The 26611-nt window shown below is 59.3% G+C and carries 20 protein-coding genes and 1 tRNA gene; 14 read left to right on the top strand and 7 right to left on the bottom strand.

Annotated features, from left to right (window positions below):
• Positions 1–493: 493 nt before the first annotated feature.
• Positions 494–567: transfer RNA gene (locus JK213_RS06525), tRNA-Cys, on the bottom strand.
• Positions 568–723: 156 nt separating this feature from the next.
• Between JK213_RS06525 and JK213_RS06520 the strand changes: the two genes are divergently transcribed.
• Genes JK213_RS06520 through JK213_RS06505 form a run of 4 tightly spaced genes read left to right on the top strand, consistent with a single transcriptional unit; the run spans position 724 to position 6331 of the window.
• The gene (locus JK213_RS06520) at positions 724–2181 is read left to right on the top strand and encodes a TolC family outer membrane protein (protein WP_194262009.1); all 1458 of its coding nucleotides are present in this window, start codon (positions 724–726) and stop codon (positions 2179–2181) included.
• 29 nt (positions 2182–2210) lie between these two features.
• Positions 2211–2735: a DUF2497 domain-containing protein gene (locus tag JK213_RS06515; RefSeq protein WP_211571310.1), complete on the top strand. Its 525-nt coding sequence runs from the start codon at positions 2211–2213 to the stop codon at positions 2733–2735.
• A 55-nt stretch (positions 2736–2790) separates the two neighbouring features.
• Positions 2791–5457, top strand: coding sequence for a valine--tRNA ligase (locus tag JK213_RS06510; RefSeq protein ID WP_211571309.1), 2667 nt, complete (start codon positions 2791–2793; stop codon positions 5455–5457).
• Entirely contained in the window at positions 5450–6331 is an 882-nt protein-coding gene (locus JK213_RS06505; RefSeq protein WP_194262012.1) for a hypothetical protein, read from the top strand. The genes JK213_RS06510 and JK213_RS06505 overlap by 8 nt, the downstream gene beginning before the upstream one ends.
• Here the strand turns inward: JK213_RS06505 and ilvD are convergent.
• The gene (gene ilvD, locus JK213_RS06500) at positions 6309–8165 is read right to left on the bottom strand and encodes a dihydroxy-acid dehydratase (protein WP_194262013.1); all 1857 of its coding nucleotides are present in this window, start codon (positions 8163–8165) and stop codon (positions 6309–6311) included. The two genes, JK213_RS06505 and ilvD, sit on opposite strands and share 23 nt — an antisense overlap.
• Before the next feature lie 152 nt (positions 8166–8317).
• Here ilvD and JK213_RS06495 point away from each other — a divergent pair, with 152 nt between their 5' ends.
• The 3 genes from JK213_RS06495 (at position 8318) to JK213_RS06485 (ending at position 12323) form a co-directional block, all read left to right on the top strand.
• The gene (locus JK213_RS06495; RefSeq protein ID WP_194262014.1) at positions 8318–10261 is read left to right on the top strand and encodes a CocE/NonD family hydrolase; all 1944 of its coding nucleotides are present in this window, start codon (positions 8318–8320) and stop codon (positions 10259–10261) included.
• Between the two features lie 73 nt (positions 10262–10334).
• The gene (gene msrA / locus JK213_RS06490) at positions 10335–10889 is read left to right on the top strand and encodes a peptide-methionine (S)-S-oxide reductase MsrA (RefSeq protein ID WP_211571308.1); all 555 of its coding nucleotides are present in this window, start codon (positions 10335–10337) and stop codon (positions 10887–10889) included.
• Between the two features lie 51 nt (positions 10890–10940).
• Entirely contained in the window at positions 10941–12323 is a 1383-nt protein-coding gene (locus JK213_RS06485; RefSeq protein WP_194262016.1) for a DUF2252 domain-containing protein, read from the top strand.
• A gap of 3 nt (positions 12324–12326) precedes the next feature.
• On the opposite strand, the gene JK213_RS06480 is transcribed toward JK213_RS06485, so the two are convergent.
• The 5 genes from JK213_RS06480 to JK213_RS06460 all read right to left on the bottom strand — a co-directional run bounded on the left by JK213_RS06480 (position 12327) and on the right by JK213_RS06460 (position 17868).
• Positions 12327–13640 carry an AAA-associated domain-containing protein gene (locus tag JK213_RS06480; protein WP_194262017.1) on the bottom strand — a complete coding sequence of 438 codons (1314 nt, stop codon included), beginning with the start codon at positions 13638–13640 and terminating at the stop codon, positions 12327–12329.
• 24 nt (positions 13641–13664) lie between these two features.
• Positions 13665–15308, bottom strand: coding sequence for an ABC transporter permease subunit (locus JK213_RS06475; RefSeq protein WP_194262018.1), 1644 nt, complete (start codon positions 15306–15308; stop codon positions 13665–13667).
• Between the two features lie 92 nt (positions 15309–15400).
• Complete coding sequence (dut, locus tag JK213_RS06470; protein ID WP_099286379.1) at positions 15401–15856, bottom strand: dUTP diphosphatase; 456 nt, start codon at positions 15854–15856, stop codon at positions 15401–15403.
• 19 nt (positions 15857–15875) lie between these two features.
• Entirely contained in the window at positions 15876–17075 is a 1200-nt protein-coding gene (coaBC, locus tag JK213_RS06465; protein ID WP_194262019.1) for a bifunctional phosphopantothenoylcysteine decarboxylase/phosphopantothenate--cysteine ligase CoaBC, read from the bottom strand.
• A 4-nt stretch (positions 17076–17079) separates the two neighbouring features.
• Entirely contained in the window at positions 17080–17868 is a 789-nt protein-coding gene (locus JK213_RS06460; protein WP_099286381.1) for a class I SAM-dependent methyltransferase, read from the bottom strand.
• A 30-nt stretch (positions 17869–17898) separates the two neighbouring features.
• Between JK213_RS06460 and mutM the strand changes: the two genes are divergently transcribed.
• The 7 genes from mutM (at position 17899) to JK213_RS06425 (ending at position 26538) form a co-directional block, all read left to right on the top strand.
• Positions 17899–18732 carry a bifunctional DNA-formamidopyrimidine glycosylase/DNA-(apurinic or apyrimidinic site) lyase gene (gene mutM / locus JK213_RS06455; protein ID WP_194262020.1) on the top strand — a complete coding sequence of 278 codons (834 nt, stop codon included), beginning with the start codon at positions 17899–17901 and terminating at the stop codon, positions 18730–18732.
• A gap of 136 nt (positions 18733–18868) precedes the next feature.
• The gene (rpsT, locus tag JK213_RS06450) at positions 18869–19138 is read left to right on the top strand and encodes a 30S ribosomal protein S20 (RefSeq protein ID WP_062031354.1); all 270 of its coding nucleotides are present in this window, start codon (positions 18869–18871) and stop codon (positions 19136–19138) included.
• A 318-nt stretch (positions 19139–19456) separates the two neighbouring features.
• On the top strand, positions 19457–20896 hold the full coding sequence (dnaA, locus tag JK213_RS06445) for a chromosomal replication initiator protein DnaA (protein WP_207728905.1): 1440 nt from the start codon (positions 19457–19459) through the stop codon (positions 20894–20896).
• 88 nt (positions 20897–20984) lie between these two features.
• Entirely contained in the window at positions 20985–22109 is a 1125-nt protein-coding gene (gene dnaN, locus JK213_RS06440; RefSeq protein WP_194262021.1) for a DNA polymerase III subunit beta, read from the top strand.
• A gap of 14 nt (positions 22110–22123) precedes the next feature.
• A complete protein-coding gene (gene recF, locus JK213_RS06435) occupies positions 22124–23227 on the top strand; it encodes a DNA replication/repair protein RecF (RefSeq protein WP_194262022.1) in 1104 nt (367 codons plus the stop codon).
• 85 nt (positions 23228–23312) lie between these two features.
• Entirely contained in the window at positions 23313–25757 is a 2445-nt protein-coding gene (gene gyrB, locus JK213_RS06430; RefSeq protein ID WP_194262023.1) for a DNA topoisomerase (ATP-hydrolyzing) subunit B, read from the top strand.
• Positions 25747–26538: a DUF3108 domain-containing protein gene (locus JK213_RS06425; protein ID WP_194262024.1), complete on the top strand. Its 792-nt coding sequence runs from the start codon at positions 25747–25749 to the stop codon at positions 26536–26538. Before gyrB ends, JK213_RS06425 begins: the two co-directional genes overlap by 11 nt.
• The last annotated feature ends 73 nt before the right edge of the window (positions 26539–26611 follow it).

Raw genomic sequence — 26611 nt, 5'->3', positions numbered from 1 at the left:
TACATAACGGCATGCTCTGGGCAAAGGTTGAGCAAGGGGCCAGCATCGCCCCGGCCAGAAGCAGCGGAAACAGTCGTATTGTCGGGACCCCAGACACGTTGCTCAGCAAGGGTGGGCGCCATCTGGAGATGACGATTTTTCGGGCCCGTGTAAAATTCCGGGTCATGAGACGGTCCCTGTTCTTCAGCTGCAGAGGATTGGCGAGGCCAAAGAAGATGTTACGCTCGCAGGCACGTCGGGTTTTTCAGGACATCCAGTTCGACCCAATGACCCCGCACGGTCGCCTTGTTCCAACATAGCCGGTCATCGGTCGCGTCGACAGATGACGACTCGCTTGATAACCCCATGAAGGATTGGTCACAGAGTCACCGCCCGATCTCTCAGGGCATAGTCTGCGCAAAATGCCGGTCCTAAGGCTGGCAGAGGCGAATGTTCTACCTTGAAGCTGAAAACCAGCTAGAGGTTAAGCATTTGTTTGTGCTGGAAGTGTCTCTGGAGGTCCGGGCGGGAATCGAACCCACATACGCGGATTTGCAGTCCGCTACATCACCATTCTGCCACCGGACCTCGACGGAGACAGGCGCTATATCCCTCTTAGAGCCTGACGGGTCAAGACCGATAATTGATCTTCAGAAGGATTTTTCTTCTGCCTTCGAACAGGCTATTAAGGACTGATTCACATAACGCTGTGATATAATGCAGACTTCAAGAGCAGGAATTCTCATGACTTCAGGATGCAATGGCGCGACGAAACTGACGGCCCCGCTCGGGCTTGGTCTACTGTCGCTTCTCCTGAGCGGAACTGCTCTTGCACAAAAATACGATGGCAGCGGCTCACCGAATTTCATTCCACATACCCTGCAAGAAGCGCTTTCAACAGCTTACCTGACCAACCCGACACTTCGCGAAGAACGAGCGCATCTGCGAGCAACTGACGAACAGGTTCCAACTGCACTCGCAGGTTGGCGTCCGACCGTTCAGACGGGCATGAATCTGACTTATTATGACGGAAGCACAAATTACGCTTCAAGCGGCGGATATCTCGGCAGTTCTCGACGCTACCAGACACCCGGCTACACAGGGACCGTCACCATCACCCAGCCGCTTTATCAGGGCGGAAAAACTGTCGCCGGCGTTCACGCTGCAACAAACCAGATCATGGCTGAGCGCGCTCATCTGATCCAGACAGAGCAGGACGTCTTTACCAATGTCGTCGAAGCCTATGTCGGCATTATTGAAGACGAACAGCTGCTGCAGATCGCGATCAACAACGAGCATGTTCTGCAACAGCAGGTCGAGGCAACTCAGGAGCGTTTTCACGTCGGTGAAATCACCCGAACAGATGTTGCACAGGCACAGGCTGCTCTCGCAAGCGCCACAGCCGAACGACAGCAGGCCGAAGGAACGCTTCAAAGTGCTCAAGCAACATACCTTCAGGCTGTTGGGATTGCAGCATCTCCAAATCTGGAAGCCCCCCAACCACTTAACCTGCCCGTACACAGCGAGCAGGAAGCCGTTGGTGTCGCAGTCCAGAACAACCCTCAGGTTGTAAATGCACTCTTCACCGAGGCGCAGCGCAAGGACAACGTTTCTGTCCAGATTTCCCAGATCATGCCGAAGGTATCCGCGAGCCTGAACTATCAACGTTCCGTCAATCAGGCCTATGGCGACTCTCTTCAGGACAACAAGTTCGGCGAAATCGAATTTTCCGTTCCTCTTTACCAGGGCGGATCGGAATACGCCTCGATCCGAGGGGCTCGTCAGGATGCCCAGGCTGCTCATCGGGAAGTTGACGTGCAGCGCAGAGCCGCTCTTCAGAAAGCAGCATCAAGCTGGCAGCAGATGGTAGCTTACAAACAGTCCATTTCCAGTGATCGCATGGCCATTTCGGCAAACGTCATCGCGCTGGATGGCGTCGAACGGCAGGCTCTTGTCGGAACAAGCACTACTCTTGCGGTTCTTCAGCAGCAGCAAACCCTGCTCCAATCCCAGAGGACGCTCGTTCAGCATCTTTCGAACCTCGTGACGTCTTCATACGCTGTCGCTGCATCGATCGGACGTCTGACAGCGGTAGATCTCAAGCTGGGTGTCCCGCTTTATGATGAGAAAGCCTATTACAACGCCGTCAAGAACAAGCTCTGGGGCATGAGCGACTACGCGATCAACCAGCCCGGCCGATAATTTCAAGCAAAACGGAATATCCGAAATCCATGACTTCTTCTGATTTGAACCAGCACGACACCCATGACGGCGAAGGGATGACGGACGTTCTGACTTCCATCCGGCGCATTCTTCACGACGATCCCGCTCCGGCTGCGACAACCGAGGAAACGCCAAGCGTGCCAGCACAGGAAGAAGAACTCACGCTCGACAGCTCCATGATGGTCGCGCCGCCGGCGCCCGCTGTAACCGCTGTGCCGTCTTCTACACCCTCGCCATCCCCCGACACCACGACCATTCCTCCCGCGGATCCCGAACAGAGCAAGAATGATCTCATGAATGCCCAGACAGTCGCTGCGGCAGAGCGCTCTCTCGACGAACTGCATGCAGCGTTCAGCGGAACGACTCCTCTCGCCTCCGATACCGTCATTAGCCGAGGAAGCGGTCTGACCATTGAAGACATGGTTCGCAGTGAAGTGCGCAGCATGGTCCGGACATGGCTGGATGCACACCTGCCGTCACTGGTTGAAATTCTTGTCCGTGCAGAAATTGCCCGTCTGCGTCCACGAGAGTAAGAAGGGCGGTGGAAGAGCATTCTTCCGCCTGCTGTACTGACTGTCCTGGATAACCATGCTCGAAAAAAGCTTCGTCCCCGCCGACCATGAAAACGCCCTCTACGATGCGTGGGAGAAAAGCGGCGCTTTCCGGGCTCACCCCGACAGACCCGGTGAGCCTTTTTCGATCATGTTTCCTCCACCAAACGTCACGGGAACGCTTCACCTCGGTCATTCGCTAAACTTCGTCCTTCAGGACATGCTGATCCGCTGGAAGCGTCAGGAAGGCTTCAACGTCCTCTGGCAGCCCGGAACAGATCATGCCGGAATTGCGACGCAGATGGTTGTTGAACGTGCCTTGGACAAAGAAGGCACCAGCAAGACCGCTCTGGGACGCGAAGGTTTTCTCGAACGGGTCTGGGACTGGAAGCATGAATACGGTGGCACCATCGTCCAGCAGCTTCGCAAACTCGGCGCATCTGCGGACTGGGAGCGTGAACGCTTCACAATGGATGAAGGACTGTCACGCGCGGTCCGTAAGGTTTTCGTCACCCTCTACAAGGAAGGGTTGATCTACCGCGACCGACGGTTGGTCAACTGGGACCCGAAATTCCGATCTGCCATATCGGATCTGGAAGTAGAGAACCACGAGACCAAAGGGTCAATGTGGTACATTCGCTATCCGCTGGAAGACGGCCGAACAATCACTGTCGCCACAACGCGCCCGGAAACCATGCTGGGCGATGTGGCGGTTGCCGTTCATCCAGACGATGAACGTTATGCCGACATGATCGGGAAAACGGTGATTCTGCCGCTGACGGGACGTCGCATTCCCGTTGTTGCCGATCTGCATTCCGATCCGGAAAAAGGCACGGGTGCCGTCAAGATCACGCCAGCCCATGACTTCAACGATTTTGAAGTCGGCAAACGTCACGATCTGCCGGCCCCGACAGTTCTCGATGAAACTGCCTGCCTCTGGATCGAAGAAATCCGGCCTGAACTGCAGGATGTTGATGGGCTGGCTTCAGTCGCATTCGTCGAAACCCTGAATGGCCTGAGCCGTGAAGAAGGCCGCAAACAGGTCGTCGCCGAACTTGAACGCCTTGAATGGCTGGAAAAAATCGAGCCGCACAAGCTTCAGGTTCCCCATGCAGAACGTGGCGGAGCCATTGTCGAACCGCGCCTGACGCTCCAGTGGTACTGCGATGCCAAAACACTGTCTGGTCCTGCGGTTGAAGCCGTCGAAAGTGGAAAGATCGCCTTCGAACCACGCCAGTGGGAAAACACGTTCCATGCCTGGATGCGCGATATCCAGCCTTGGTGCATTAGCCGTCAGCTTTGGTGGGGGCACCGCATCCCGGCTTGGTACGGCTCAGACGGTAAGGTTTACGTTGCTGAAAATGAGCAGGAAGCTCAGGCTCAAGCCGGTGAAGGCGTGAAGCTCTCACAGGATGAAGACGTTCTGGACACTTGGTTTAGTTCCGCGCTCTGGCCATTCACCACGCTCGGCTGGCCGGACAAAACGGAAGAACTGGCGCGCTATTATCCGACCAGTGTGCTCGTCACAGGCTTTGACATCATTTTCTTCTGGGTTGCTCGGATGATGATGATGGGTTTGCATTTCATGGACGATGTTCCGTTCCGGACTGTCCTGATTCATGGGCTGGTCCGGGACGAAAAAGGGCAGAAAATGTCCAAGTCCAAAGGGAATGGTCTGGACCCGCTGGATCTTGTTGCCGAGTTCGGGGCGGACGCAACGCGCCTTGCGATCTGTGCAGGGACGGGGCCAGGGCGGGATATCAAGCTCGGGCGCAAGCGGGTTGAGGAACATCGCGCGTTCATTACCAAACTCTGGAATGCGGCCCGCTTCCTTGAAATGAACGGAGCGACACCGACGGAAGGATTCGATCCGGCGAGCGTCAAGAGTGCGCTTGGGCGCTGGATCCTGACGGAAGCCAACGATGCCGTGGCTGAAGCCGGACGCGCGCTTTCTGCGTATCGTTTCGATGAATATGCCAACTGCTGCTACCGTTTCGTCTGGAGCCGGTTCTGTGACTGGTTCGTGGAATTCTCGAAGCCCGTCTTTGCTGCGGAGAACGCAGAAACCATCGAGCTGCGGGCCGTTAGCGCGCATGTTCTAGGGCTGATCCTGCGCCTGATGCAGCCGGTTATTCCGTTCGTGACGGCCACGCTGTGGAAGGAACTGGGCTATGCGGGGGCTTTTGAAGACAGCCGCTGGCCGGAACCTATGCAGGTTGATCAGGCGGATGCAGCCCGGTCGGAACTGGACTGGGTTATTCGTCTGATTGGTGATGTGCGGACCGTGCGTTCGGAAATGAACATTCCGCCTTCGCAGAAAGCGCCGCTTCTGCTGCGGGATGCGACTGCGGAAAATCTGGGTCGTGCCCAGACCTGGGCGGAAGCCATTGGCCGGATGGCGCGAGTTTCGGAAGTTGGCGTGGTGGGAGAGGATGCGCCCCGTAATGCGGCACAGATCGTTCTCGATGAAGCCACTGTTTTCATTCCGCTTGAAGGGCTGATTGATCTGGACGCGGAGCGGGCCCGTCTCGCCAAGGAAGCGACCCGGATCGAGGGCGAAATTCTCAAAGTGACACGCAAGCTGGACAACGCGGATTTCGTTGCCCGCGCCAAGCCGGAAGTGGTGGAGGAAAACCGGGAACGTCTGACGTCATTCCAGAATGATCTGGCTCGCCTCAAAGCGGCTCTGGGGCGTCTTGCCTGACTTAAAAACCTCAGCCTGTCTTGGCGCGGTCATTCTTGCTTTCGTGGCGGGAATGGCAGCAGCCCAGGCACTGCCGGAAGGCCGCAGCCTCGAGAATGCCGTCATAGCGGGCGAGCATCTCGATGTTTCGGTCTTTCGGCCTGCGTCCTGCCAGATCCGGGCCATCCTGATCGTTCTGGCAGGAAAAGAGCGGAACAGTGCGACATATCGTGACGACACCATTCCGTTGGCCAGACATGAATGTAGTCTGGTGTTCGCACCTTATTTTTCCATATCCCGTTTTCCCGTCCAGCAGTATCAACGCGGGGGGTTTCCGGTCTCACCACAGAGTATGGTTCCCGCCGCCCTGTATATGAGACCGCTGGAACAGTGGGCCCGCAACGTTTCCAATGAGCGACATGTGCCAATTATTCTGGTTGGGCATTCCGCAGGGGCACAGTATCTGGAACGGGTTGCGGCTTATGCCCCGGGGGAAGAGGTCATGACAATCATCATGAATCCCTCCACCTATGTTGAACCGGAGACGAATACTGCTGTTCCGTACGGCTTTCGCAACTGGCCCGAAGCGGCCAGCTTGCCAGATCTGCGACGTTATCTTTCAAGCAATATTGCCGTCATTCTGGGCGCTGAGGATACGGAAACCTCTTCGGCGACTGAACATCTGGCCGCAGCGGCGGAACAGGGGCGCAATCGTCTTGAGCGGGGGCAGTGGGCCTATGCGCAGGCCCGGGAACAGGCCGACAAGCTCAATGTTCCGTTTGGCTGGACGATTACGCTTGTCCCCGCAACAGGGCATGCTTCCGCCAAAATGCTGGCTTCCGCCGAATTGCAGGACGCCGTGGAGAGTGCGATCAGGTCCGCGTCTTCACGATGATCTGAGACAGATCGCGGACGGCGCCATGGGCTGCGCTTGTGGTCATGGCGGCATAAGCCTGAAGGGCTTTCGAGACCACGCGTTCCCGGTTGGGCGTCCACGCATCTGCGCCGCGCGCATTCATCCGCTCCCGCCGATCGGCGATATCGGCATCCGAAACGGCGAGATGCAGGCCGCGGTTGGGGATGTCGATCTCGATGCGATCGCCGTCCTCGACCAGTCCGATCAGGCCGCCTTCGGCGGCTTCGGGGGACATGTGGCCGATGGACAGGCCCGAGCTTCCGCCTGAGAAACGGCCATCCGTGATGAGCGCGCAGACCTTGCCCAGACCTTTGGATTTCAGATAGCTGGTCGGATACAACATTTCCTGCATGCCGGGGCCACCCTTGGGGCCTTCATAACGGATGACCACGACGTCTCCGGCCACGATGCGGTTGCCAAGGATGGCGGCCACGGCATCATCCTGACTTTCGAACACGCGCGCCGTTCCCGTGAAGGTCAGGATGCTGGCTTCGACACCGGCTGTTTTGACGATGGCACCGTCTTCGGCAAGGTTGCCGTAGAGCACGGCCAGACCGCCATCCTGCGAGAAGGCATGTTCCTTGTCGCGCAGAACACCGGCTTCACGGTCCTGATCCAGTTCGTGATAGCGGCTGGACTGCGAGAAGGCGTGGACGGTTCGGACGTTTCCGGGAGCGGCCTTGAACAGATGAGCGGCTTGCGCATCGCCGTTCAGAATGTCCCACTTTTTCAGCGCATCGCCGAGCGTGGGCGCATGGACGGTCGGGACGCTTGTGTCGATCAGGCCCGCGCGGTCCAGTTCACCCAGAATGGCGGGAATGCCGCCTGCGCGATGGACGTCCTCCATATGAACGTCGTTCTTGGCCGGAGCGACCTTGCACAGATTGGGCACACGACGCGAGAGGCGGTCGATATCGTGCATGTGGAAGTCAACGCCACCTTCGCTGGCAGCGGCCAGAAGATGCAGGACCGTGTTGGTCGAACCGCCCATGGCGATGTCGAGCGTCATGGCGTTCTCGAAAGCCGCACGCGTGGCAATGCTGCGGGGCAGGGCGGAGGCGTCGTCCTGTTCGTACCAGCGACGCGCCAGTTCCACGACCAGACGCCCGGCGCTCAGGAACAGTTCGCGGCGATCGCTGTGCGTGGCGAGCAGGGAGCCGTTACCCGGCAGAGACAGCCCCAGAGCTTCCGTCAGGCAGTTCATGGAGTTGGCGGTGAACATGCCCGAGCACGAGCCGCAGGTCGGGCAGGCCGAGCGTTCGATCTGCTCTGATTCGCTGTCTGAGACTTCCGGATCGGCCGCAGCGACCATCGAATCAACCAGGTCCAGCTTGCGCGTCACACCCGGGCCGTTGAGCTTGCCGGCTTCCATCGGACCGCCTGAGACGAACACGACAGGGATGTTCAGACGCATGGACGCCATCAGCATGCCCGGCGTGATCTTGTCGCAGTTGCTGATGCAGACGATGGCATCCGCGCAATGGGCGTTGACCATGTATTCTACGGAATCTGCGATCAGCTCACGCGAAGGCAGGGAATACAGCATTCCACCATGGCCCATCGCGATGCCGTCATCGACTGCGATCGTGTTGAATTCCTTGGCAATTCCGCCAACCTCTTCGATCCCGGACGCCACCAGACTGCCCATGTCTTTCAGATGGACATGGCCGGGGACGAACTGCGTAAAGGAATTGGCAATGGCGATAATGGGTTTGCCGAAATCGCCATCCTTCATACCCGTTGCCCGCCAGAGCGCACGGGCGCCCGCCATGTTGCGGCCGTGAGTGGTGGTGCGGGAGCGATAGGCAGGCATGGAACAAACTTTCATGACGGAAGAAGGCCCTGATCCATAGCGAATCAAACGCGCGGAAGCCAGTGCAGGAAAGATATGAAAACCGGTGCGTGCTGCTCTTGCCCGAAAGTCTCCGTCCGGTCCAAACTCGGAACAAAGATCAGGAGCCCTTTGTGAGACGTCATTTTCTGAGCCTCGGCACAGCTCTGGCCGTAACCTGTCTGTATGCAGCGCAGGCCGCCGAACCCACTTCCAGCCTGCCGGTCACACCGGACATGATCCAGACTGGCAGCGATATTCCTGCCCATGTTAGCATGCCACCGGTCGAGCGCGACTACATCAAGCGCGACGTCATGATTCCGATGCGCGACGGGATCAAGCTCCATACCGTCATCGTCATTCCCAAAAACGCCAAAAATGCACCGATGCTTCTGACGCGCACGCCCTACAATGCCAGCGAGCGCGCCAGCCGCGATGCGAATGCGAAAACCATGCGCGCGCTCCTGCCGCAGGGAGACGACGTGTTCGTGGATGGGGGCTATATCCGCATTTTTCAGGATATTCGCGGCAAATACGGCTCACAGGGCGACTACGTCATGACGCGGCCCCCGATTGGTCCGCTGAACCCGACGAAGACGGATGACACGACTGATGCGTGGGATACGATCGACTGGCTGGTCAAGAATGTGCCGCAGGGGAATGGCCGCGTTGGCATGACCGGGTCGTCCTATGAGGGCTGGACGGTCGTCATGGCGCTGCTGGATCCGCATCCGGCCCTGAAGGTTGCCTCTCCGGAAAGCCCGATGGTGGACGGCTGGATGGGCGATGACTGGTTCCATTACGGCGCATTCCGCCAGCCCAGTCTGGATTATTTTGCCGGACAGATGGCGGCTGCGGGCTCCGGCGTTTCGCTCGACCGTCCTGATGCGGACGACTACACGACGTTCCTTGCAGATGTTTCCACCGGCAATTTCGCGACGAAAGCCGGGTTGGACCAGTTCCCCTGGTGGCGCCGCACGAAAGCGCATCCAGCCTATGACGCCTTCTGGCAGGATCAGGCGCTGGATCAGCTGATCGTGAAAAAGCCGCTCAAGGTTCCGACCATCTGGGAACAGGGACTGTGGGATCAGGAAGACATGTGGGGCGCGATCCATTCCTGGATGAACCTCAAGGCGCACCACACGCAGGTTCCGAACATTCTCGTTATGGGGCCGTGGCGCCATAGCGGTGTGAATTATGATGGCTCGACGCTCGGCCCGCTGCATTTCAATGGCGATACGGCGCTGTGGTATCGGGCCACTGTCATGCGTCCGTTCTTCGATCACTATCTGAAAGACGCGCCCGATCCGCATCTGGACGAAGCCATTATCTACAATACCGGCGAGAACCACTGGGACCACTTCCGCAACTGGCTGAGCGACTGTGGCACGTCGTGCATGCAGAAAGGTGAGCGCCTGTATCTCCAGCCGGACCATGGTCTTGCGTTCAAGCGCACCTTGCCCGGAACGGACAGCTATGTGGCCGATCCGGCGCATCCGGTGCCGTTTGTCGAGCGTCCTTACATGATGGACGGCGATCCGCGCTGGAAGCCTTGGCTTGTGTCGGATCAGCGCTTTGCCGAAAGCCGCCCGGATGTCCTGACCTACGAGACACCCGTTCTCGATGCGCCGGTTCGGGTTTCGGGCGTACCGACGGCGGATCTGTTCGCTTCGACCACCGGAACGGATGCAGACTGGGTCGTGAAGATCATCGATGTCCAGCCCGGTCACACACCGGACAATCCCAAAATGGGCGGGTATGAACTGCCAATGTCCATGGATATCTTTCGGGGCCGCTACCGGCAGAACTTTGCTCATCCTTCCGCTATTCCGGCGGGACAGGTGCAGGAATACCACTTCACGCTTCCGGCCATGAACCATGTGTTCCTCAAGGGACACCGGATCATGATCCAGATCCAGTCGAGCTGGTTCCCGCTCTATGACCGTAATCCCCAGACCTTCGTGCCGAACATCTTCGACGCCAAGGCACCGGACTACCGTGCGGCCACGCAGACCATCCACCGGGGCGGCGACCATGCCAGCGCCGTCTGGCTCCCCGTCGTCACGGCAGCACCGTAATTCATTCAGTGAACTCGTCAGACAGGTTCGGCCTCCCCATATGGGGAGGCTGTCCTTTTAACGGAGCATCATCATGACGACCCCGTCTTCCAGCCTGTCCTCCATTCTCCTTGGCGCAGGCTGCTTCTGGTGCGTCGAGGCCGTCTTTACCGGCCTGCGCGGCATCATTTCGGCTGAGCCGGGCTACGCTGGCGGCAGTGTTGAAAACCCGAGCTATGAAGACGTCTGCACAGGCCGAACAGGCCATGCCGAAGTTGTAAAAGTCGTGTTCGATCCGGCTGAAATCGGGTTGGAAGACGTACTACGCGTGTTTTTCACGACACATGATCCCACACAGCTCAACCGTCAGGGCAACGATATCGGTACGCAGTATCGGTCCGTTATTTTTGGCGATGCCGCCCAGCAGGACATTGCCAGCAAAGTTCTGGATGAAATTACTGCGGAAGGCCTGTGGCCGGAGCCGATCGTCACCTCCATTGAAGGTCCGGCCCATTTCTGGCCCGCTGAGGAAAAGCATCACGATTATTTCGCACGCAACCCGCAGACAGCCTATTGCGCAGCCGTCGTGGCGCCCAAGGTAGCCAAGGCGCGCAAACTCTATCGGGACCGTCTCAAACAGCCGGACTGACAGGCGCGAGGCGCTTTGTCATGGCGCATTTTTCGGATAACGTGACAAACCATGACAGAAATTTCCGCCTTTCCCACGCTCCGTACCCGTCAGGCCCGCTACGCAGCGGGCGTGGCACTCCGCAAAACCGTCAAGCGCAGCAGCCACGCGCTCTGGACGCCTCCAGCCACGCGGCCCGATCCGATCGGAATTCTGCTGGAGCAGGGAAAGAGCCGGATTGCGGACCTGCTTCCCATCCGCCATCAGCGCATGAAAGCCTCGCCCTTCGCCTTCCTGCGTGGGGCAGCGGCGATCATGGCCTCGGACCTGTCCTTTACGCCCTCAACCGGGATCCGCGTTCAGTCCTGCGGGGACTGCCATCTGGATAATTTCGGCTGCTACCCATCTCCGGAAGGGCTGCCCGTTTTCGATATCAATGATTTCGACGAGACGGCACCGGCGACATTCGAATGGGATCTCAAGCGTCTGGCAACCAGCCTTGTTCTGGCCGGGCGTGAGGCTTCTCTGTCCGAGAAGCACTGTCGCCGTCTGGCCGTTTCAGCCGTCCGACAGTATGTCGAGGAAATTGCTCGCCTGTCGGAATTGACGCCGCTGCAGGCCTGGAATGTGCGGATTGATCTGCGGGCCGTCATAGACGGCATCAAGGATGATACGACGCGCACGGGCATGATGGAGAAAATCCAGTCACAACTTGGGGCTATTTCCGGTCATTTCGGAATGATCGACCCCAAGTCCTCGGTGCGTCTGAAGGAACACCCGCCCTTCGTCACGCGCCTGCCGCAGCATAACGATATCGTCCGTGGCGCCTTTGCGCGCTATGTCAGCGATCTGCCGCCCGAGCGCAGGATCGTGCTGGAACGCTATGCATTGCAGGACGTGCTGTTCAAGGTTGTGGGGATTGGCAGCGTCGGGACATTCTGTGCGCTCGGGCTGTTCACCACAGCGGATCATGAACCGCTGATCCTTCAGATCAAGGAAGCCCAGACATCCGTGCTTGAGCCCTTTCAGGGCGCTGTGGACCTTCCCAATCACGGGGAGCGCGTCGTGACGGGACAGCGGATCATGCAGGCCAGTTCGGACACGTTTCTGGGCTGGACCCGGACCACGGGCAAACACACAACGTCCCAGACGGGCCGCAAGGCTGGCGGGGGCCGGGACTTCTATGTCCGTCAGACCAAGGATGTGCGTCTGGCCATGATCGGCGAGAAAATCGAGAACGCTCTTCTGCCCGAATATGCGGCGTTATGTGGACGCACGCTCGGGAGGTCGCATGGTCGGTCGGCCGATCTTTCGCTGCTGGCGGGTTATCTGGGGAAGGGCCAGTCCTTTGCCTCCGCCATTGCCGATTTTGCGGTTCGTTACGCCGATCAGAGCGAAAAGGACTGGAAAGCCTTTACCAAGGCGATTGCGGACAAGCGCGTCTGCTGTGCCTGAGGCTTACTCCTCGTTTTCCAGATGGAAGCGGTCGGACTCTTCGTCGTAGTCGAAGAGTTCGGCATAGCGGGCCCAGCCGATCGCGGTGGTGAGGGTCTGGCGGGCGTAATCGGGCGACATGCTCTCTTCCATAGCCTTGCGGAAACGCGCGGCGTCCACGACATGGCTTGAACGCTCGTCCAGCGTGCCGCGGATGGAGCGGAGCAGGGGCAGGTGATGGAGCAATGCAGTCCGCATCAGGTCCTTGCGGGTGTCGGAATCGCCTTCGACAAATGCCTGACCATCTGGCGTAAGCAGGATGTCGCCATCTTCCAGTTCCGCCAGATCCAGAAGCTGAAGAGACTCTCCGAGCGGCAGCAGGTCATCGAGCGTCATCTGAAGCCGCTGCGCCAGTTCCGGCAGATCCGCACGGCCGGACAGCGGTTCGCTTTGCAGAACTTCCATCAGCCCGACCAGAACCTCCACGGCGAGATCGGGCAGGACGATGGAGAAGGGTGGCAGGCTTTCACCGGAGCCTGAATTCGACTGCACCAACTCCGCTTCAGACACGATCGGAGCACGACGGGTCATGAGCGTGTAGATCTGATCCACGAAGCGGCGGAAATCCTCGTCCTCGCGATTGCGCGGATGGGGGAAGGGCACCGCAATTTCGTGTGTAACGCGGCCGGGGCTGGAGGAGAAAATGAGGATACGGTCGCACATCAGGACAGCTTCCTCAATCCCGTGCGTCGCCAGAAGCATGGCCTTGAGGGGCAGGCGTTTTTCGTCCCACAGCTCGATCAGATCGGTGCGGAGGTTTTCCGCACTCAGCATGTCCAGCGCCGAAAACGGTTCGTCCAGCAGCAACAGCGACGGCTGAAGGGCCAAGGCGCGGGCAAAAGAGACGCGCTGACTGAGGGCGTCTGACAGCTCTTTCGGATAGGCGTTTTCGTAGCCTTCAAGCCCCATGACCGCGATGGCAGCATCCGTCATGGCTTCGCGTTCTGCCCGCGGCAGACGGCGCATTTCCAGACCCAGAGCCACATTCTGCCGCAGCGTAAGCCAGGGAAAGAGCGCACCGGACTGAAAGACGGTCGCCACGCCATCCAGCGGGCCGGTCACGGGTGCGTCCTGCCAGAGCACCTCTCCCGACACCGGCGGCGTCAGTCCGGCCATGATCCGCAGCAGGGAGGATTTCCCGGATCCGGAACGTCCGAGAAGGCCGAGGATTTCTCCCGTTCTCACATCGAAGCTGATGTGATCGAGCACGACCAGATCCGTGCTGCTCTCCTTAAGATAAGTCTGGCGACATTCGCGAAGGGACAGGAGGGATTTCATGGATCTGGAATTTCAGCCTGAAGTTCAGAGGGTATATTTTTGGGCCGCATTCACGGCGAGAGGTTGCAAGATCAGACGGTCGAGCAGCATGGACAGCAGCGTCAGCAGCATCAGGGCAAGGATCTGCGCGCCCAAGGCCCCGCCGAGCACTTCGGACAGAAGGGTGGCGCCCAGACCGCTATCGGACGGCACGAAAGCCTCTGCCACCATCACAGCATTCCAGACCGGAACCACAGCCGTCAGCAGGCCGCCGCAGAGTTCGGGGGCGATGGCGGGCAGAAGCAGCTTGCGCCACAGGAGGAAGCCTCGCAGCCTCAGGCCGGTGGCGACCTGTCGCAATCCCGAAGGAATGGCCTTTGCCGCATCCAGCACTACAATCCCGACCAGCCAGTGTGCGCCCAGAAAAAGAAGCACGATCGCGGAATTGAGACCCAGTTCCCGACACAGCGGATAGAGCAGGACAGCCGGAAACAGTCCGCAGGCCGCGACAGCATTTCGGCAGACGTTGCGCAGGGAGGCCCTGCTTTCGCTGATGAGCAGACCCAAGGGGACCCACACCAGAAGGCACAGGACCAGCGTTCCACAGACATGCGACAGCGTCAGGATACTCTCGGCGAGATCCGATGGAACAAGCGGCAGTAAGCCAGCATGGTAGATCGCGTAAACCAGCACAAACAGCGAAAGAACCGGAAGGATCGCTCGGGGGAACTCGCGGGAAGCCATGTCCTGATCGGGAAGAATGCTCCGGGGGCGCCCGATGCGCCAGTTTCCGATCCAGGCAAGAGCCTCGCCCAGCGTTCCGCTGAGCCAGAGCATCGGTTTTGTCCGCCGCCACACCGTCAGAAGCCAGGACTGGGGACGAGGGCGCTCCTCCAAAGGGCCTTCAGGCCGATAACGCTGCGCCCAACCCAGAACTGGACGCATGACGGCCTGATCGACGAGAAGGATCAGCAGGAGAATGACGAGCGAGATTTCGACGATTCTGAGCGGGTGGTGATCCAGCATGGCGTGAAGAACTGCTGCACCACATCCTCCGTTCGTCCGATGGCTCATCAGCATCATCAGACCTTCCGCAGCCAGAAGACGGACCCAGAACGCCGGCATGGACTGCATGGCCCTGAAGGTTGTCAGCGGTACTGCGACGGGAATCTGCAAGCGCCAGAAACGCTGCCAGCCTGTCATTCGCAGGCCGGTGGCCACTTCGTCGAGGGCAGGTGGGAGCGTATCTTCCGCATCCAGAACAGCCGTGACGATCCGCCAGATCATGCTGGAAGCCGCAACCAGAACGATGGTCACGGACGCAGGGAAGACAGCCGCGCAGATCCCGATCAGGCCGAGACCCGGAACGGCTCGGGCAACCGAGAGAGCGGGGATCAGGAACGCTCTGAAACGCGGCCACTGACATGCCGCTCCGGATATGAGCAGGGAGAGGACCACAACGGTCATGAGCGCCAGAGCGACATGCAGCAGGGTCAGGGCTGCGGCGCTCCAGACGCCGAGAGAGACGCCCGGCAATGCCCCTGATACGACCGAGACCGCCGGAGCGTGCCGAACCACAAGGAGCGCGATTGCGGTGGCACAGAACAGGATCGAAAGCTCGACACCGCTCATGCGCTGGCGCCAGCGATGCATGATCCGCAGGGGCATGGCCATCGGGCTGCCCGTCATGGTGCGTGCTGTCCTCGTTCCTGATGGAAACCAGAGGTTAAAAAAAGACCTCTGGAAGTCTCAAGTGTTTTTTGCATGCCAGCAAGCCAAGATCAGTGGCCGGTGCTGCCAAAACCGCTATGCCCCCGTGCGGTCTCGTCCAGCGTCTCGACTTCCGACCAGCGCAGACGCGAGACGGGGGCCAGAACGCCTTGTGCGATCCGGGTACCACGCTCGACCGTAAAGGGTTCGGTGCCCGCGTTCATGACGATGATGCGCAGTTCGCCGCGATAGTCTTCGTCGATGGTGCCGGGCGAATTGGGCAGGGTAATGCCGTGCTTGAGCGCCAGACCCGAGCGCGGGCGGACCTGAAGTTCATAGGCAGGCGGCAGGGCGATGCACAGCCCGGTCGGCACGAGAACGCGCTCACCCGGAGCGATCGTCAGCGGCGCATCCACAGCCGCCAGAAAATCGAATCCTGCGGCCCCGGCAGTGGCGTAGGCAGGGAGGGGAAGCCCCTCGGAATGAGGCAGGCGCGTGATGCGCACATCAATCAGGTCTGTCGTCATGACCCTGTCTTACCCCGGATTATACACCCTGCGAAAGCGGGTTGGCGAAGAACGCGACAATCCGTTCAACGAGCTGTTCCGCAACGTCAGTCTTGTCCATTTCCGGCCAGCTTTGCAGACGATGATCGTCGATCAGGCTGACGGTATTGCGCATGGCACCGAACACGCCATGACGGACATCATTGGCCACCAGCCAGTCACATCCCTTGCGCAGACGCTTGGCCTGCGCGTTTTGCAGCACATCGTCCGTCTCGGCTGCAAAGCCCACCACAAGGCGCGGACGCTGGGGCGAACGGCAGAGCGTTGCCAGAATGTCCGGGTTTTCCAGCAGTTCGAGTGTGGGTGGGCCGTCGCCGTTCTTTTTGATCTTACCGGGGGCGATGCCTTTTGCACGCCAGTCACTAACGGCTGCCGTGCAGATTGCGGCATCGGCTGGCAGAGCGGCTTCACAGGCGGCGAGCATCTCGCACGCGGTCTGGACCGGGATGCGGCGTACACCCTCGGGGACAGGAATCGAAACCGGGCCACTAACGAGCGTGACGGACGCGCCGCGCTTCGCCAGAGACGCCGCGATGGCATAGCCCTGCCGTCCCGAAGAATGGTTTGACAGGAAGCGCACAGGATCGAGCGGCTCAACCGTTGGGCCCGCCGTCACCAGAACGTGACGTCCGAACAGAGACTGGTCGGGCGTCAGAAGACGCAGAATCGCATCGCGAATAACGGGAGGTTCACTCAAACGCCCGGCGCCGACTTCACCGCAGGCCATGCTGCCCACATCGGGACCGATGACGGAAACACCGCGTGCCTTCAGCAGCTTCAGATTGGCCTGTGTGGCGGGGTGCTCCCACATCCGCACATTCATGGCCGGGGCCAGCAGAATGGGGGACGTGGTTGCGAGAAGCAGCGTGGTCGCCAGATCATCCGCCAACCCATGAGCCATGCGCGCCATGATGTTGGCTGTGGCGGGGCAGACAACGACCAGATCCGCGCTTCGGGCCAAGGCGATATGGCCGATTTCGCTTTCCTGCGTAGGTTCGAACAGCGCGTCATGAACACGCTCACCCGCCAGCGTTTCAAGACTGAGCGGCGTGACGAACGCCTTCGCTGCTTCGGTCATAACAGGCGTGACGGCAATACCATCCGCCCGCAGCAGGCGCACGAGTTCGAGCGCCCGGAACGCCGCGATCCCTCCCGAGACGATCAGCAGGACGCGGCGCATGGTCTTACAGACGCCAACCGGAATGGATAGCGGCAATACCACCGGACAGGTTGCGGTACTGGACCTGTTCCAGTCCGGCATCGCGCATCATCTGGGCCAGCGTTTCCTGATCGGGGAACATGCGGATGCTCTCGGCGAGATACTGGTAGCTTTCGGAGTCCTTGGCGATGATTTGGCCCATTTTGGGCAGAACCTGAAAAGACCAGAGATCGTAAATCGGTGCGAGGGCCGCAATCTCGACTTGCGAGAACTCAAGGCAGAAGAAACGCCCGCCCGGTTTGAGGACACGACGTGCCTCCCGAAGAACTGCCAGCTTGTCCGTGCAGTTGCGCAGGCCAAAGGCAATCGTCACGCGATCAACGGAGCAGTCGGGCAGAGGGATGGCTTCCGCATCCACAACGCAGACCTCGATCTTGCCGATCAGCCCGGCCTTGATGGCGCGGTCACGCCCAACGGACAGCATGGCGGCATTGATGTCGGACAGGATGGCCGGGCCACCACCGGCACGCAGCCAGCCGAACGTGATGTCGCCCGTACCGCCTGCCAAATCCAGCAGCTTCATGTTGGGGCGCGGGTTGAGCATCCCAACGAAAATGCGCTTCCAGACGCGATGAATTCCCAGCGACATCACATCATTCATGATGTCGTATTTCCCGGCGACGCTCTCGAACACCTCCCGGACCATCGTCTTTTTCTGGCCACGCGGGACATTGCGGTAGCCGAAATCGATGGTGTCCTCGACATGTTCGGAGGACTGGAAGGGCGAGGCGTTGTGTTCTGCGCTATCGGTCATGGGGCAATCGATATATCGTTGAGGCCAGCCATGCCAGAGCTTCCAGAAGTCGAAACCGTCATGCGCGGGTTTCGTGATGCCTTCGAAGGGCATCGAATCAGCCATGTTTCCGTCAACCGCCCCGATCTTCGATGGCCGTTTCCCGCAGATCTGCGGGAGAAGCTCGAAGGTCAGCGCATCCTCTCATTCCGCAGACGCGCGAAATACATTCTCATGCGCCTTGAGGGCGGCTGGAGCATGTTGCTGCATCTGGGCATGTCGGGCCGACTCACGATCGGCAGGGCCGGGACGAATGCGACTCCGCCAGCACATGAACATCTAGTTCTGGAGACGGACAGCGGTGCGCGGGCAGGGCTTGTCGATCCCCGGCGCTTTGGCAGCGTCGATCTTGTTCGCACAGGCAAGGAGGAGGATCATCGCCTTCTCGCGCATCTGGGCATGGAGCCTCTTTCTCCCACCATGACGGGACAGGCACTGGCAGAGCTGTTTCGGGGCAGGCGTACACCGGTTAAATCCGCTTTACTGGATCAGAAGCTGATTGTGGGTCTGGGCAATATCTATGTCTGCGAAGCCCTGTTCCGCTGCGGCATTCATCCCGAACGACAGGCCTGCACACTGACCAATGTTGAGACGCAGGCTCTTTCAGAGGCCATTCCACAGATTCTGGAGCAGGCGATCGCGTCCGGCGGGTCGTCCCTGCGCGACTATGTGCAGGCTGACGGCACCAAAGGCGGCTTTCAGGACTTGCATCTTGTCTATGGCCGCGAAGGAGCGCCCTGTCCGAATTGCGGGGATGCCAGTCCGATCCAGCGCATCACGCAGTCGGGACGTTCGACGTTCTTCTGCCCGACCTGCCAGAAATAACCGCGGAGGGAAACGGGGGCGGAAAGATGCCCCCATCCTGTGTAAAATGTGCAAAACGCTTGACGGGACCCGCCAGAGGGGAGTAGAGGGCGCCAACCATTTACGCGACCAAAACGCAAAGTGAACCGAAAGATCCATGGCAAACACAGCTTCTGCCCGTAAGCGCATCCGTCAGAATGAACGTCGCCGTGAGCGCAACGTCGCCCGCATGTCCCGTATGCGTACGTTCATCAAGAAGGTCGAACTCGCCATCCAGTCCGGCGACAAGTCCGCTGCTGCGGAAGCCTTCAAGGTTGCACAGCCGGAAATGCAGCGCGCAGCAGGCAAGGGCGTGATCGCAAAGAACACGATCAGCCGCAAGCTGTCCCGCCTGTCCGCTCGCGTGAAGGCTCTGGCAACCGCCTGAGCTTCACCTTCGGGTTGGAACTGAAGAACGCGCTCCCCTCCGGGAGCGCGTTCTTTTTTGACTGCACCCCAGAATTTTTTCCGAGCATCTGACTTTGGGTTGCTTATGGGGAACACCCCCATGACATCCCGCTGAACCCTTCGTGTTCCAGCTTGCCTCGGGCAGAACGGACGCCTATCCTGAGCGTTCGACAAAAAAATATCGGATGTCTGGCTCTCCGGGATTTTCCTGCGTTCCTGATGCGGATTTTCTGTCGAGAGCACAACCGCCCTGCGCGCAGGGACCAACAACTGATGCCCGCGTGCTGCGGGACTGGATATGAAAGGGGGTACAATGGTGGAAAACGCTCAGTATCTGGACGCCAGCGCCTCCGCCCCCGGTTCGACGACACCGCTTGAGACCGCCTGGGTCCGCGTTCGTGAGAAACTGAAGAGTGAGGTTGGCGAGGTCGAATACCGGACATGGCTCCGGCAGATCGTTCTGGGGCCACTCGACGAAGATGAACTGACTCTCTATCTGCCCACGCGATTCCTCCGCGACTGGGTTCGCAGCCAGTATGAGGAGCGTCTTCAGACGCTCTGGCGGACTGAGCGCGAAGACATCAAGGGCGTGGAGCTTCAGGTCAAGCGCGGGCTGCCCGAAGTCCCGGCGGACGACGCAGAAGACTCGGACGATGCAACAGGTCTTTCAAGTGAGACTGCACCGCAAAGCGCTGTGTCCGAGAGCCGGAGCGATCTGGCCGTCCCGCTCGATCCGCGCTTCACGTTCGACACTTTCATCGTCGGCAAACCGAACGAATTTGCCTATGCCTGCGCACGCCGCGTGGCGGAGAAGCCTTCAAGCCCTGGTTTCAACCCGCTTTTCCTGTATGGCGGCGTAGGCCTTGGTAAGACGCATTTAATGCACGCCATCGGTACGGAACTGACACGCACCGGCAAGGTCTCCGTGGCTTATATGTCTGCGGAAAAGTTCATGTACCGCTTCATCGCGGCGATCCGTTCGCAGTCCACGATGGAGTTCAAAGAACAGCTCCGGTCCGTTGACGTGCTGATGATCGACGATCTTCAGTTCCTAATCGGCAAAGACAACACGCAGGAAGAATTCTTCCACACGTTTAATGCTCTTGTGGATGCAGGCCGCCAGATCATCGTCAGTGCCGACAAGAGCCCGTCTGACCTCTCCGGACTTGAAGACCGTCTGCGGACCCGCTTGGGCTGTGGCATGGTCGCGGATATCCATGCCACGACTTTTGAGCTGCGTATTTCCATTCTGGAAGCCAAGGCCAAGGCGTCGGGAACGCATGTTCCGTCCAAGGTTCTGGAATATCTCGCACACAAGATCACGACCAACGTCCGTGAGCTTGAAGGCGCGCTCAATCGTCTGATCGCCCATGCTGATCTCGTGGGCCGCCCGGTGACACTCGATACGACGCAGGATGTTCTCAAGGACATGCTGAAGGCCCACGATCGTCGCGTCACAATCGAGGAAATCCAGCGCAAGGTTTCCGAGCACTGGAACATCCGCCTGACAGACATGTCCTCTGCCCGCCGTGCTCGCGCCGTCGCGCGTCCGCGTCAGGTGGCCATGTATCTGGCCAAGCAGTTGACGAGCCGCTCGTTGCCAGAAATCGGACGCAAATTCGGCAACCGCGATCACACGACGGTCATGCATGCCGTCAACCGCGTGACCGAGTTGATGGATCAGGACGCGTCCTTTGCCGAGGACGTGGAACTGCTGCGTCGGATGCTCGAAGGCTGACCTCGACCAACCCCGATCCCTCTCTTTCCCGAGGGACGGGGGTCTGCTAGGTTCTCTCAATTAATTCAAGATCTTCCTGAGGCCCGGAATGAAATTCAAGGTTGACCGTACCCTGCTGCAACGGGCTCTGGCGCATATTCATGGCGTTGCGGAAAAGCGGAATACCATTCCCATTCTGGCCAACGTTCTGATGAGCTTTGAGGGCGATGTTCTGCGCCTGACGGCCACGGATATGGAAATTGCCGTCGTCGAAGATGTTCCCGCCACGGGTGAGCGGTCCGGCTCCACCACGGTGCCAGCTGCGGTGCTTTTCGAAATTGTCCGCAAACTGCCGGATGGTGTGGCACTTGAGTTCGATCATCAGGACAGCGAAGCACCGCTCGCGCTGCGTGCAGGCCGTTATGCCACCAGCCTGAATGTCCTTCCGGTCGACGACTTCCCAGCCATGGTCGCCGGCGATCTACCGCATCGTTTTTCGCTCCCCGCCGCAACGCTGCGCGGTCTGATCGACCGCACCAAATTTGCGATTTCAAACGAAGAAACCCGCTACTACCTCAATGGCATCTATCTGCACGTCGCGGAAAACGGGGCCACCCCGATGCTGCGCGCCGTCGCCACGGACGGCCATCGTCTGGCGCGTGTTGAGACGGATCTGCCCGAAGGCGCGCGCGGTATGCCGGGCGTCATTATTCCGCGCAAGACCGTCAACGAACTGCGCAAGCTGCTGGATGAAGGAGCAGCCGATCTGGAAGTCTCCCTGTCCGACACACGTATCCAATTTCAGGCCGGACCAGTCCTTCTGACCTCCAAGCTGATCGACGGAACCTTCCCGGAATACGAGCGCGTTATTCCGAAAGGCAATGACCGCATCCTGCGCGTCGGCAAGCGTGATTTCGCAGCGGCTGTCGGTCGCGTCGCTGCCATCAGCCAGGAGCGTTCCCGCCCGGTCAAGCTGTCTGTCACGCAGAACATGCTGAACCTGTCCGCCACCAGCCCCGATCAGGGCGTGGCACATGAGGAACTGGACGAAAACGCAGTTTCCTACGATGCCGCACCGATCGAAATCGGCTTTCAGGCGCGTTACCTGACGGACATTACCGATCAGATCGACGTGGAAGTGGAATTCGCATTTTCCGACAGTTCTGCGCCCACCATCGTGCGTGATACGGCGTCGCCTTCGGCGCTGTATGTTCTGATGCCCATGCGGGTCTGAACCACGAGCCAAGATTGAAACTGACCCGGCTCGCGCTGACGGATTTCCGGAACTATACCCATGCCGTCTGGACCCCGGATGCCTCCATTCTGGTCCTGACGGGAGAGAACGGGTCCGGAAAGACCAATCTGTTGGAAGCCGTTTCGCTGCTGTCTCCCGGACGTGGACTAAGGGGCGCGTCTCTCCCTGCTTTGTGTCGTACGGGAGCCGAGCGGTGGGGCGTTGCGGCGACGCTCCAGTCCGGTCTGGATGAATTTCGGATCGGAACAGGGAGTGAGTTAAACGAAAAGCAGCGCCGGACATTCCGGCTCGACGGCGAAAACATCCGCTCTCAGGCCACGATTGGCCAGAGATTTTCCTGTGTCTGGCTGACCCCGCAGATGGATCGGCTTTTTCAGGAAGGGGCTAGTGGTCGGCGGCGCTTTCTGGATCGGCTGGTCATGGCGCTCTCTCCCGATCATGGTCGCCAGATTGCCGCCCATGACCGCTCGGTTGTCAGTCGGAACAGGGTCCTGGCGGATCGTCCGACCGAGACAGCATGGCTCGCGTCCATTGAAGATTCCATCGCCCGGCATGCGGTTGCGGCCTCTGCAGCCCGCCTCGCACTCGTTGAGAGCATGAACGCTCATCCATTTGAGAATAATGGATTTTCTACCAGCACATTGCATCTGGACTGCGCTGTTTCGAACCGCCTGGCATCTCAGCCCGCACTGGACGTCGAAGACTGGATCAGAAACAGTCTTAAGCAATCTCGCACTGAAGACCGGCAACGCGCCACCACGTCCATCGGGGCGCACAGGGCCGATTTCACCCTTTCGGACACTGCCACAGGACGACCGGCTGAACTGTCCAGCAGCGGACAACAGAAAGTCATGCTGACTGGCACAATTCTGTCCCATGCGCGGCTGATGACACAGGAACGGGGGCAGGCTCCCGCTATCCTGCTGGATGAACCTCTGGTCCATCTGGACGAAACCCGACGTCACGCCCTTCTCGACAGTCTTGAGAAACTGCAGGCCCCCGTTCTGATTACCGGTACGGACCGCACGCCTTTTGCAGCACTCGAAGGGCGGGCCCAGTTTTTTTCGGTCAGGAATGGAAGCATATCTCCGGCCTGACGCATGCCCACCGCTGGTCTAACCGTCCGGCGCAGGCTATACTGATTCAACAGTTTTTCAGAGTACCACGGAGACCGTCACGCGCATGTCAGAGACCCAGAACCAGCCCGAGATCCCAGGCGCAGACGGTGAAGATTACGGCGCGTCGTCCATTTCGGTACTCAAAGGGCTGGATGCCGTCCGCAAACGTCCAGGCATGTATATCGGCGACACGGACGATGGCTCGGGCCTGCATCACATGGTTTTCGAGATCATCGACAATGCCGTCGATGAAGCTCAGGCCGGACACGCCACATATTGCATTCTGACCCTGAACGGGGATGGTTCCGTCTCGGTTCGCGACAACGGTCGCGGCATCCCAACCGATCTGCATCCTGAAGAGGGCATCAGCGCGGCTGAAGTCGTGCTGACCAAACTGCATGCGGGTGGCAAGTTTAACCAGAACTCCTACAAAGTTTCCGGCGGTTTGCATGGCGTGGGTGCGGCCGTGGTGAACGCCCTGTCCGAATGGATGGAGGTGCTCATCTGGCGCAATGGTCTGGAACACAAGATCCGCTTCCAGCATGGCGAACGTGACGAGGCCCTGCACGTCATCGGTCCGTCCACGGAAGACCGTGGCACTCTGGTTACGTTCAAGCCCAGCAAGCAGACTTTTACGAAGGTCGATTTCGAACTCTCCATTCTTGAGCGCCGCGTCCGTGAACTGGCATTCCTGAACTCCGGCATGCTGATCGTCCTGCGTGATGAGCGTCATGCGGAGCCGAAAGAACTGCGCTTCCACTATGAAGGCGGTCTGAGCGCTTTCGCGGAATGGCTTGATTCTTCAAAAACTTCCATCGTCACACCGCCGATCGTGGGCGAGATCGACAATCCGGAAAGCGGCATTCGCGTCGAATTCGCGCTGACCTGGAACGACAGCTATCACGAGACGATGCTGTGCTTCACGAACAACATCCCCCAGCGCGATGGCGGCACGCATCTGGCGGGCTTCCGTCAGGCTCTGACCCGCGTTGTCGGCAAGTATGCCGAAGGCGTGGCCAAGCGTGAAGCAGGCTCGCTGACGGGCGAAGACATGCGTGAAGGCATGACGGCCGTGCTGTCCGTCAAGGTGCCGGATCCGAAGTTCTCGTCCCAGACGAAGGACAAGCTGGTCTCGTCCGAAGTCCAGCCCGTCGTGCATGCCGCCGCATCCGATGCGATCTCCCATTGGTTCGAGACCCATCCCAAGGAAGCCAAGGCGATCGTCGCCAAGATCATCGATGCCGCCAGCGCCCGTGAGGCCGCCCGTCGTGCGCGTGAACTGACGCGTCGCAAAGGCGTGCTGGATGTGTCGTCGCTTCCGGGCAAGCTTGCAGACTGCCAGGAACGTGATGCGTCCAAGGCTGAAATCTTTATCGTTGAGGGTGATTCCGCAGGCGGCACGGCCAAACAGGGACGGGACCGTCGCTTTCAGGCCATTCTCCCGCTGCGTGGCAAGATCCTGAACGTCGAGCGTGCGCGTTTTGACAGAATGCTGGGATCGGCGGAAATCGGCACGCTGATTACTGCTCTTGGCACCGGGATTGGCCGCGGCGAAGTCGATCAGGGTGGTTTTTCGGCGGAAAAGCTGCGCTACCACAAGATCGTCATTATGACAGATGCCGACGTGGACGGCTCCCACATCCGTACGCTGCTGCTCACGTTCTTCTTCCGCCAGATGCCGGAACTGATCGAGCAGGGCTATCTCTACATTGCCCAGCCGCCGCTCTATCGCGCCAAGCGTGGACAAGAAGAGCGTTATCTCAAGGATGATGCCGCTCTTGAGCAGTACCTGCTGGACAAGGCGCTAGCGAATGCAACCCTCCGCTTTGCTGATGGTCGGGAACTGACAGGCGAGGCTCTGGCAGAAGAAATTACCTTCATGTCAGCGGCCGCCCGTCGCCTTCAGAGCATTGCGTCCAAAGTGCCGGTCTGGGTGATGGAGCAGGCGGCCATTTCGGGCGTTCTGGACAGCAACATCGCTGTTGCAACCTCGCGCATGACCGAATTCCAGCAGCGGCTTGATGGCGCCTCGCTTGCCAACGAGCGTGGCTGGAAGGTCTCCATTTCGGAAACCGGTCTGGAATGCGCGCGCTCCGTTCGTGGCGTGGGTGAAGTCTATCGCATTGAGCCTTCGCTCCTGCGTTCCGTGGAAGCACGCTGGCTGGTTTCGGAGTGGGAGCGTCTGGCCCGTGATTTTGCAAAACCCGTCACACTGACGCTCGATCCGACGTCCTACGAACTGTTCGGCCCCGCAGCCATCATGGAGCGCATTCTGCTTCAGGGACGTCGCGGACTGACCATCAATCGCTTCAAGGGGCTAGGCGAGATGAATGACGAGCAGCTTTGGCACACAACGCTCGATCCTTCGACCCGGACCCTGTTGCAGGTCAAGATCGGGGATGTCGAAGATGCCGGTCAAGTTTTCTCGACACTGATGGGTGACGTTGTGGAACCACGCAGGGACTTTATTGTCGGCAATGCCCTGAAGGTCGCCAATCTTGACGTTTAAGGCTTTAGCAGTCGTAGCCAGTCTTGCCCTGATGGCGGGACTGGCCTGCGGTTCAGCCCGAGCTGAGCCGCAGATTAACGCGGCTTACGCTGTCTATATCAAGGGCTTTCACGTTCTGAACGCCAGAACGTCCTATCAGATCCAGCCCTGGGGTTACGGTGGCAGCACCCAAATCAAGCCCGCAGGCTTGATCAGCTGGTTCGTCACGATGGACGTGACGTCGCATGTTCAGGGGCAGTTTACCCCAGACGGCAATGTGCAGCCGGTGCTGTTTGACAGCGGCGGCGTTTCACGCGGCAAAAACAGGCACGTTCGACTGGAGTTTTCGAACGACACCCCAAAGGTGGTGGATCTCCAGCCGCCAGAAACCGACCGCGAACCCATTCCAGCCGACTTGCTGCCTCATACGGTCGACACGCTGAGCGGAATGGCGCATCTGCTGCATTCCCTTGCGACGACAGGAAAATGTGACGGATCTCAGGTCATTTTCGACGGACTTCGGCTGACACAGATGGTGGTGCATGGCCCTGTCATGGTGGATATTCCCCAAGGTCAGGATGAAGCCTATTCGGGGCAGGCCATGCGATGCGATTTCATTGGTCGTCAGATCGCAGGGTTCATCAAGGACTCTCCGAACCGGGCCAAACTGGCCGCCCCACAACCCGGCGCAGTATGGTTTTTAAAGATCAGCGGTCTGGGACTGGTTCCCGTGCGGATCGAGTTCAATCATCCCAAACTCGGTCATGTCATGGTCGTCATGCAGCATGCCGTGGCTCCGTGAGCGAGCACTCGAACGAATTGCAATAATCGGCAATTCGAAGTGATGACACAGTCTGCGGGCTTCGTTTGACGCG

The organism is Gluconobacter sp. Dm-44 (assembly GCF_018256175.1).
Taxonomy (GTDB): Bacteria; Pseudomonadota; Alphaproteobacteria; order Acetobacterales; family Acetobacteraceae; genus Gluconobacter; species Gluconobacter cadivus.
Note: the sequence above shows the minus strand (reverse complement) of the source record. Positions and strands in the feature narration are given on the sequence as shown.

Excerpts from the sequence above, each read along its gene's own strand:
- JK213_RS06520 (WP_194262009.1), top strand. The coding sequence starts at position 724 with ATGACTTCAGGATGCAATGGCGCGACGAAACTGACGGCCCCGCTCGGG.
- JK213_RS06515 (WP_211571310.1), top strand. The coding sequence starts at position 2,211 with ATGACTTCTTCTGATTTGAACCAGCACGACACCCATGACGGCGAAGGG.
- JK213_RS06510 (WP_211571309.1), top strand. The coding sequence starts at position 2,791 with ATGCTCGAAAAAAGCTTCGTCCCCGCCGACCATGAAAACGCCCTCTAC.
- ilvD (WP_194262013.1), bottom strand. The coding sequence starts at position 8,165 with ATGCCTGCCTATCGCTCCCGCACCACCACTCACGGCCGCAACATGGCG.
- msrA (WP_211571308.1), top strand. The coding sequence starts at position 10,335 with ATGACGACCCCGTCTTCCAGCCTGTCCTCCATTCTCCTTGGCGCAGGC.
- JK213_RS06485 (WP_194262016.1), top strand. The coding sequence starts at position 10,941 with ATGACAGAAATTTCCGCCTTTCCCACGCTCCGTACCCGTCAGGCCCGC.
- JK213_RS06480 (WP_194262017.1), bottom strand. The coding sequence starts at position 13,640 with ATGAAATCCCTCCTGTCCCTTCGCGAATGTCGCCAGACTTATCTTAAG.
- JK213_RS06475 (WP_194262018.1), bottom strand. The coding sequence starts at position 15,308 with ATGACGGGCAGCCCGATGGCCATGCCCCTGCGGATCATGCATCGCTGG.
- dut (WP_099286379.1), bottom strand. The coding sequence starts at position 15,856 with ATGACGACAGACCTGATTGATGTGCGCATCACGCGCCTGCCTCATTCC.
- coaBC (WP_194262019.1), bottom strand. The coding sequence starts at position 17,075 with ATGCGCCGCGTCCTGCTGATCGTCTCGGGAGGGATCGCGGCGTTCCGG.
- JK213_RS06460 (WP_099286381.1), bottom strand. The coding sequence starts at position 17,868 with ATGACCGATAGCGCAGAACACAACGCCTCGCCCTTCCAGTCCTCCGAA.
- mutM (WP_194262020.1), top strand. The coding sequence starts at position 17,899 with ATGCCAGAGCTTCCAGAAGTCGAAACCGTCATGCGCGGGTTTCGTGAT.
- rpsT (WP_062031354.1), top strand. The coding sequence starts at position 18,869 with ATGGCAAACACAGCTTCTGCCCGTAAGCGCATCCGTCAGAATGAACGT.
- dnaA (WP_207728905.1), top strand. The coding sequence starts at position 19,457 with ATGAAAGGGGGTACAATGGTGGAAAACGCTCAGTATCTGGACGCCAGC.
- dnaN (WP_194262021.1), top strand. The coding sequence starts at position 20,985 with ATGAAATTCAAGGTTGACCGTACCCTGCTGCAACGGGCTCTGGCGCAT.
- gyrB (WP_194262023.1), top strand. The coding sequence starts at position 23,313 with ATGTCAGAGACCCAGAACCAGCCCGAGATCCCAGGCGCAGACGGTGAA.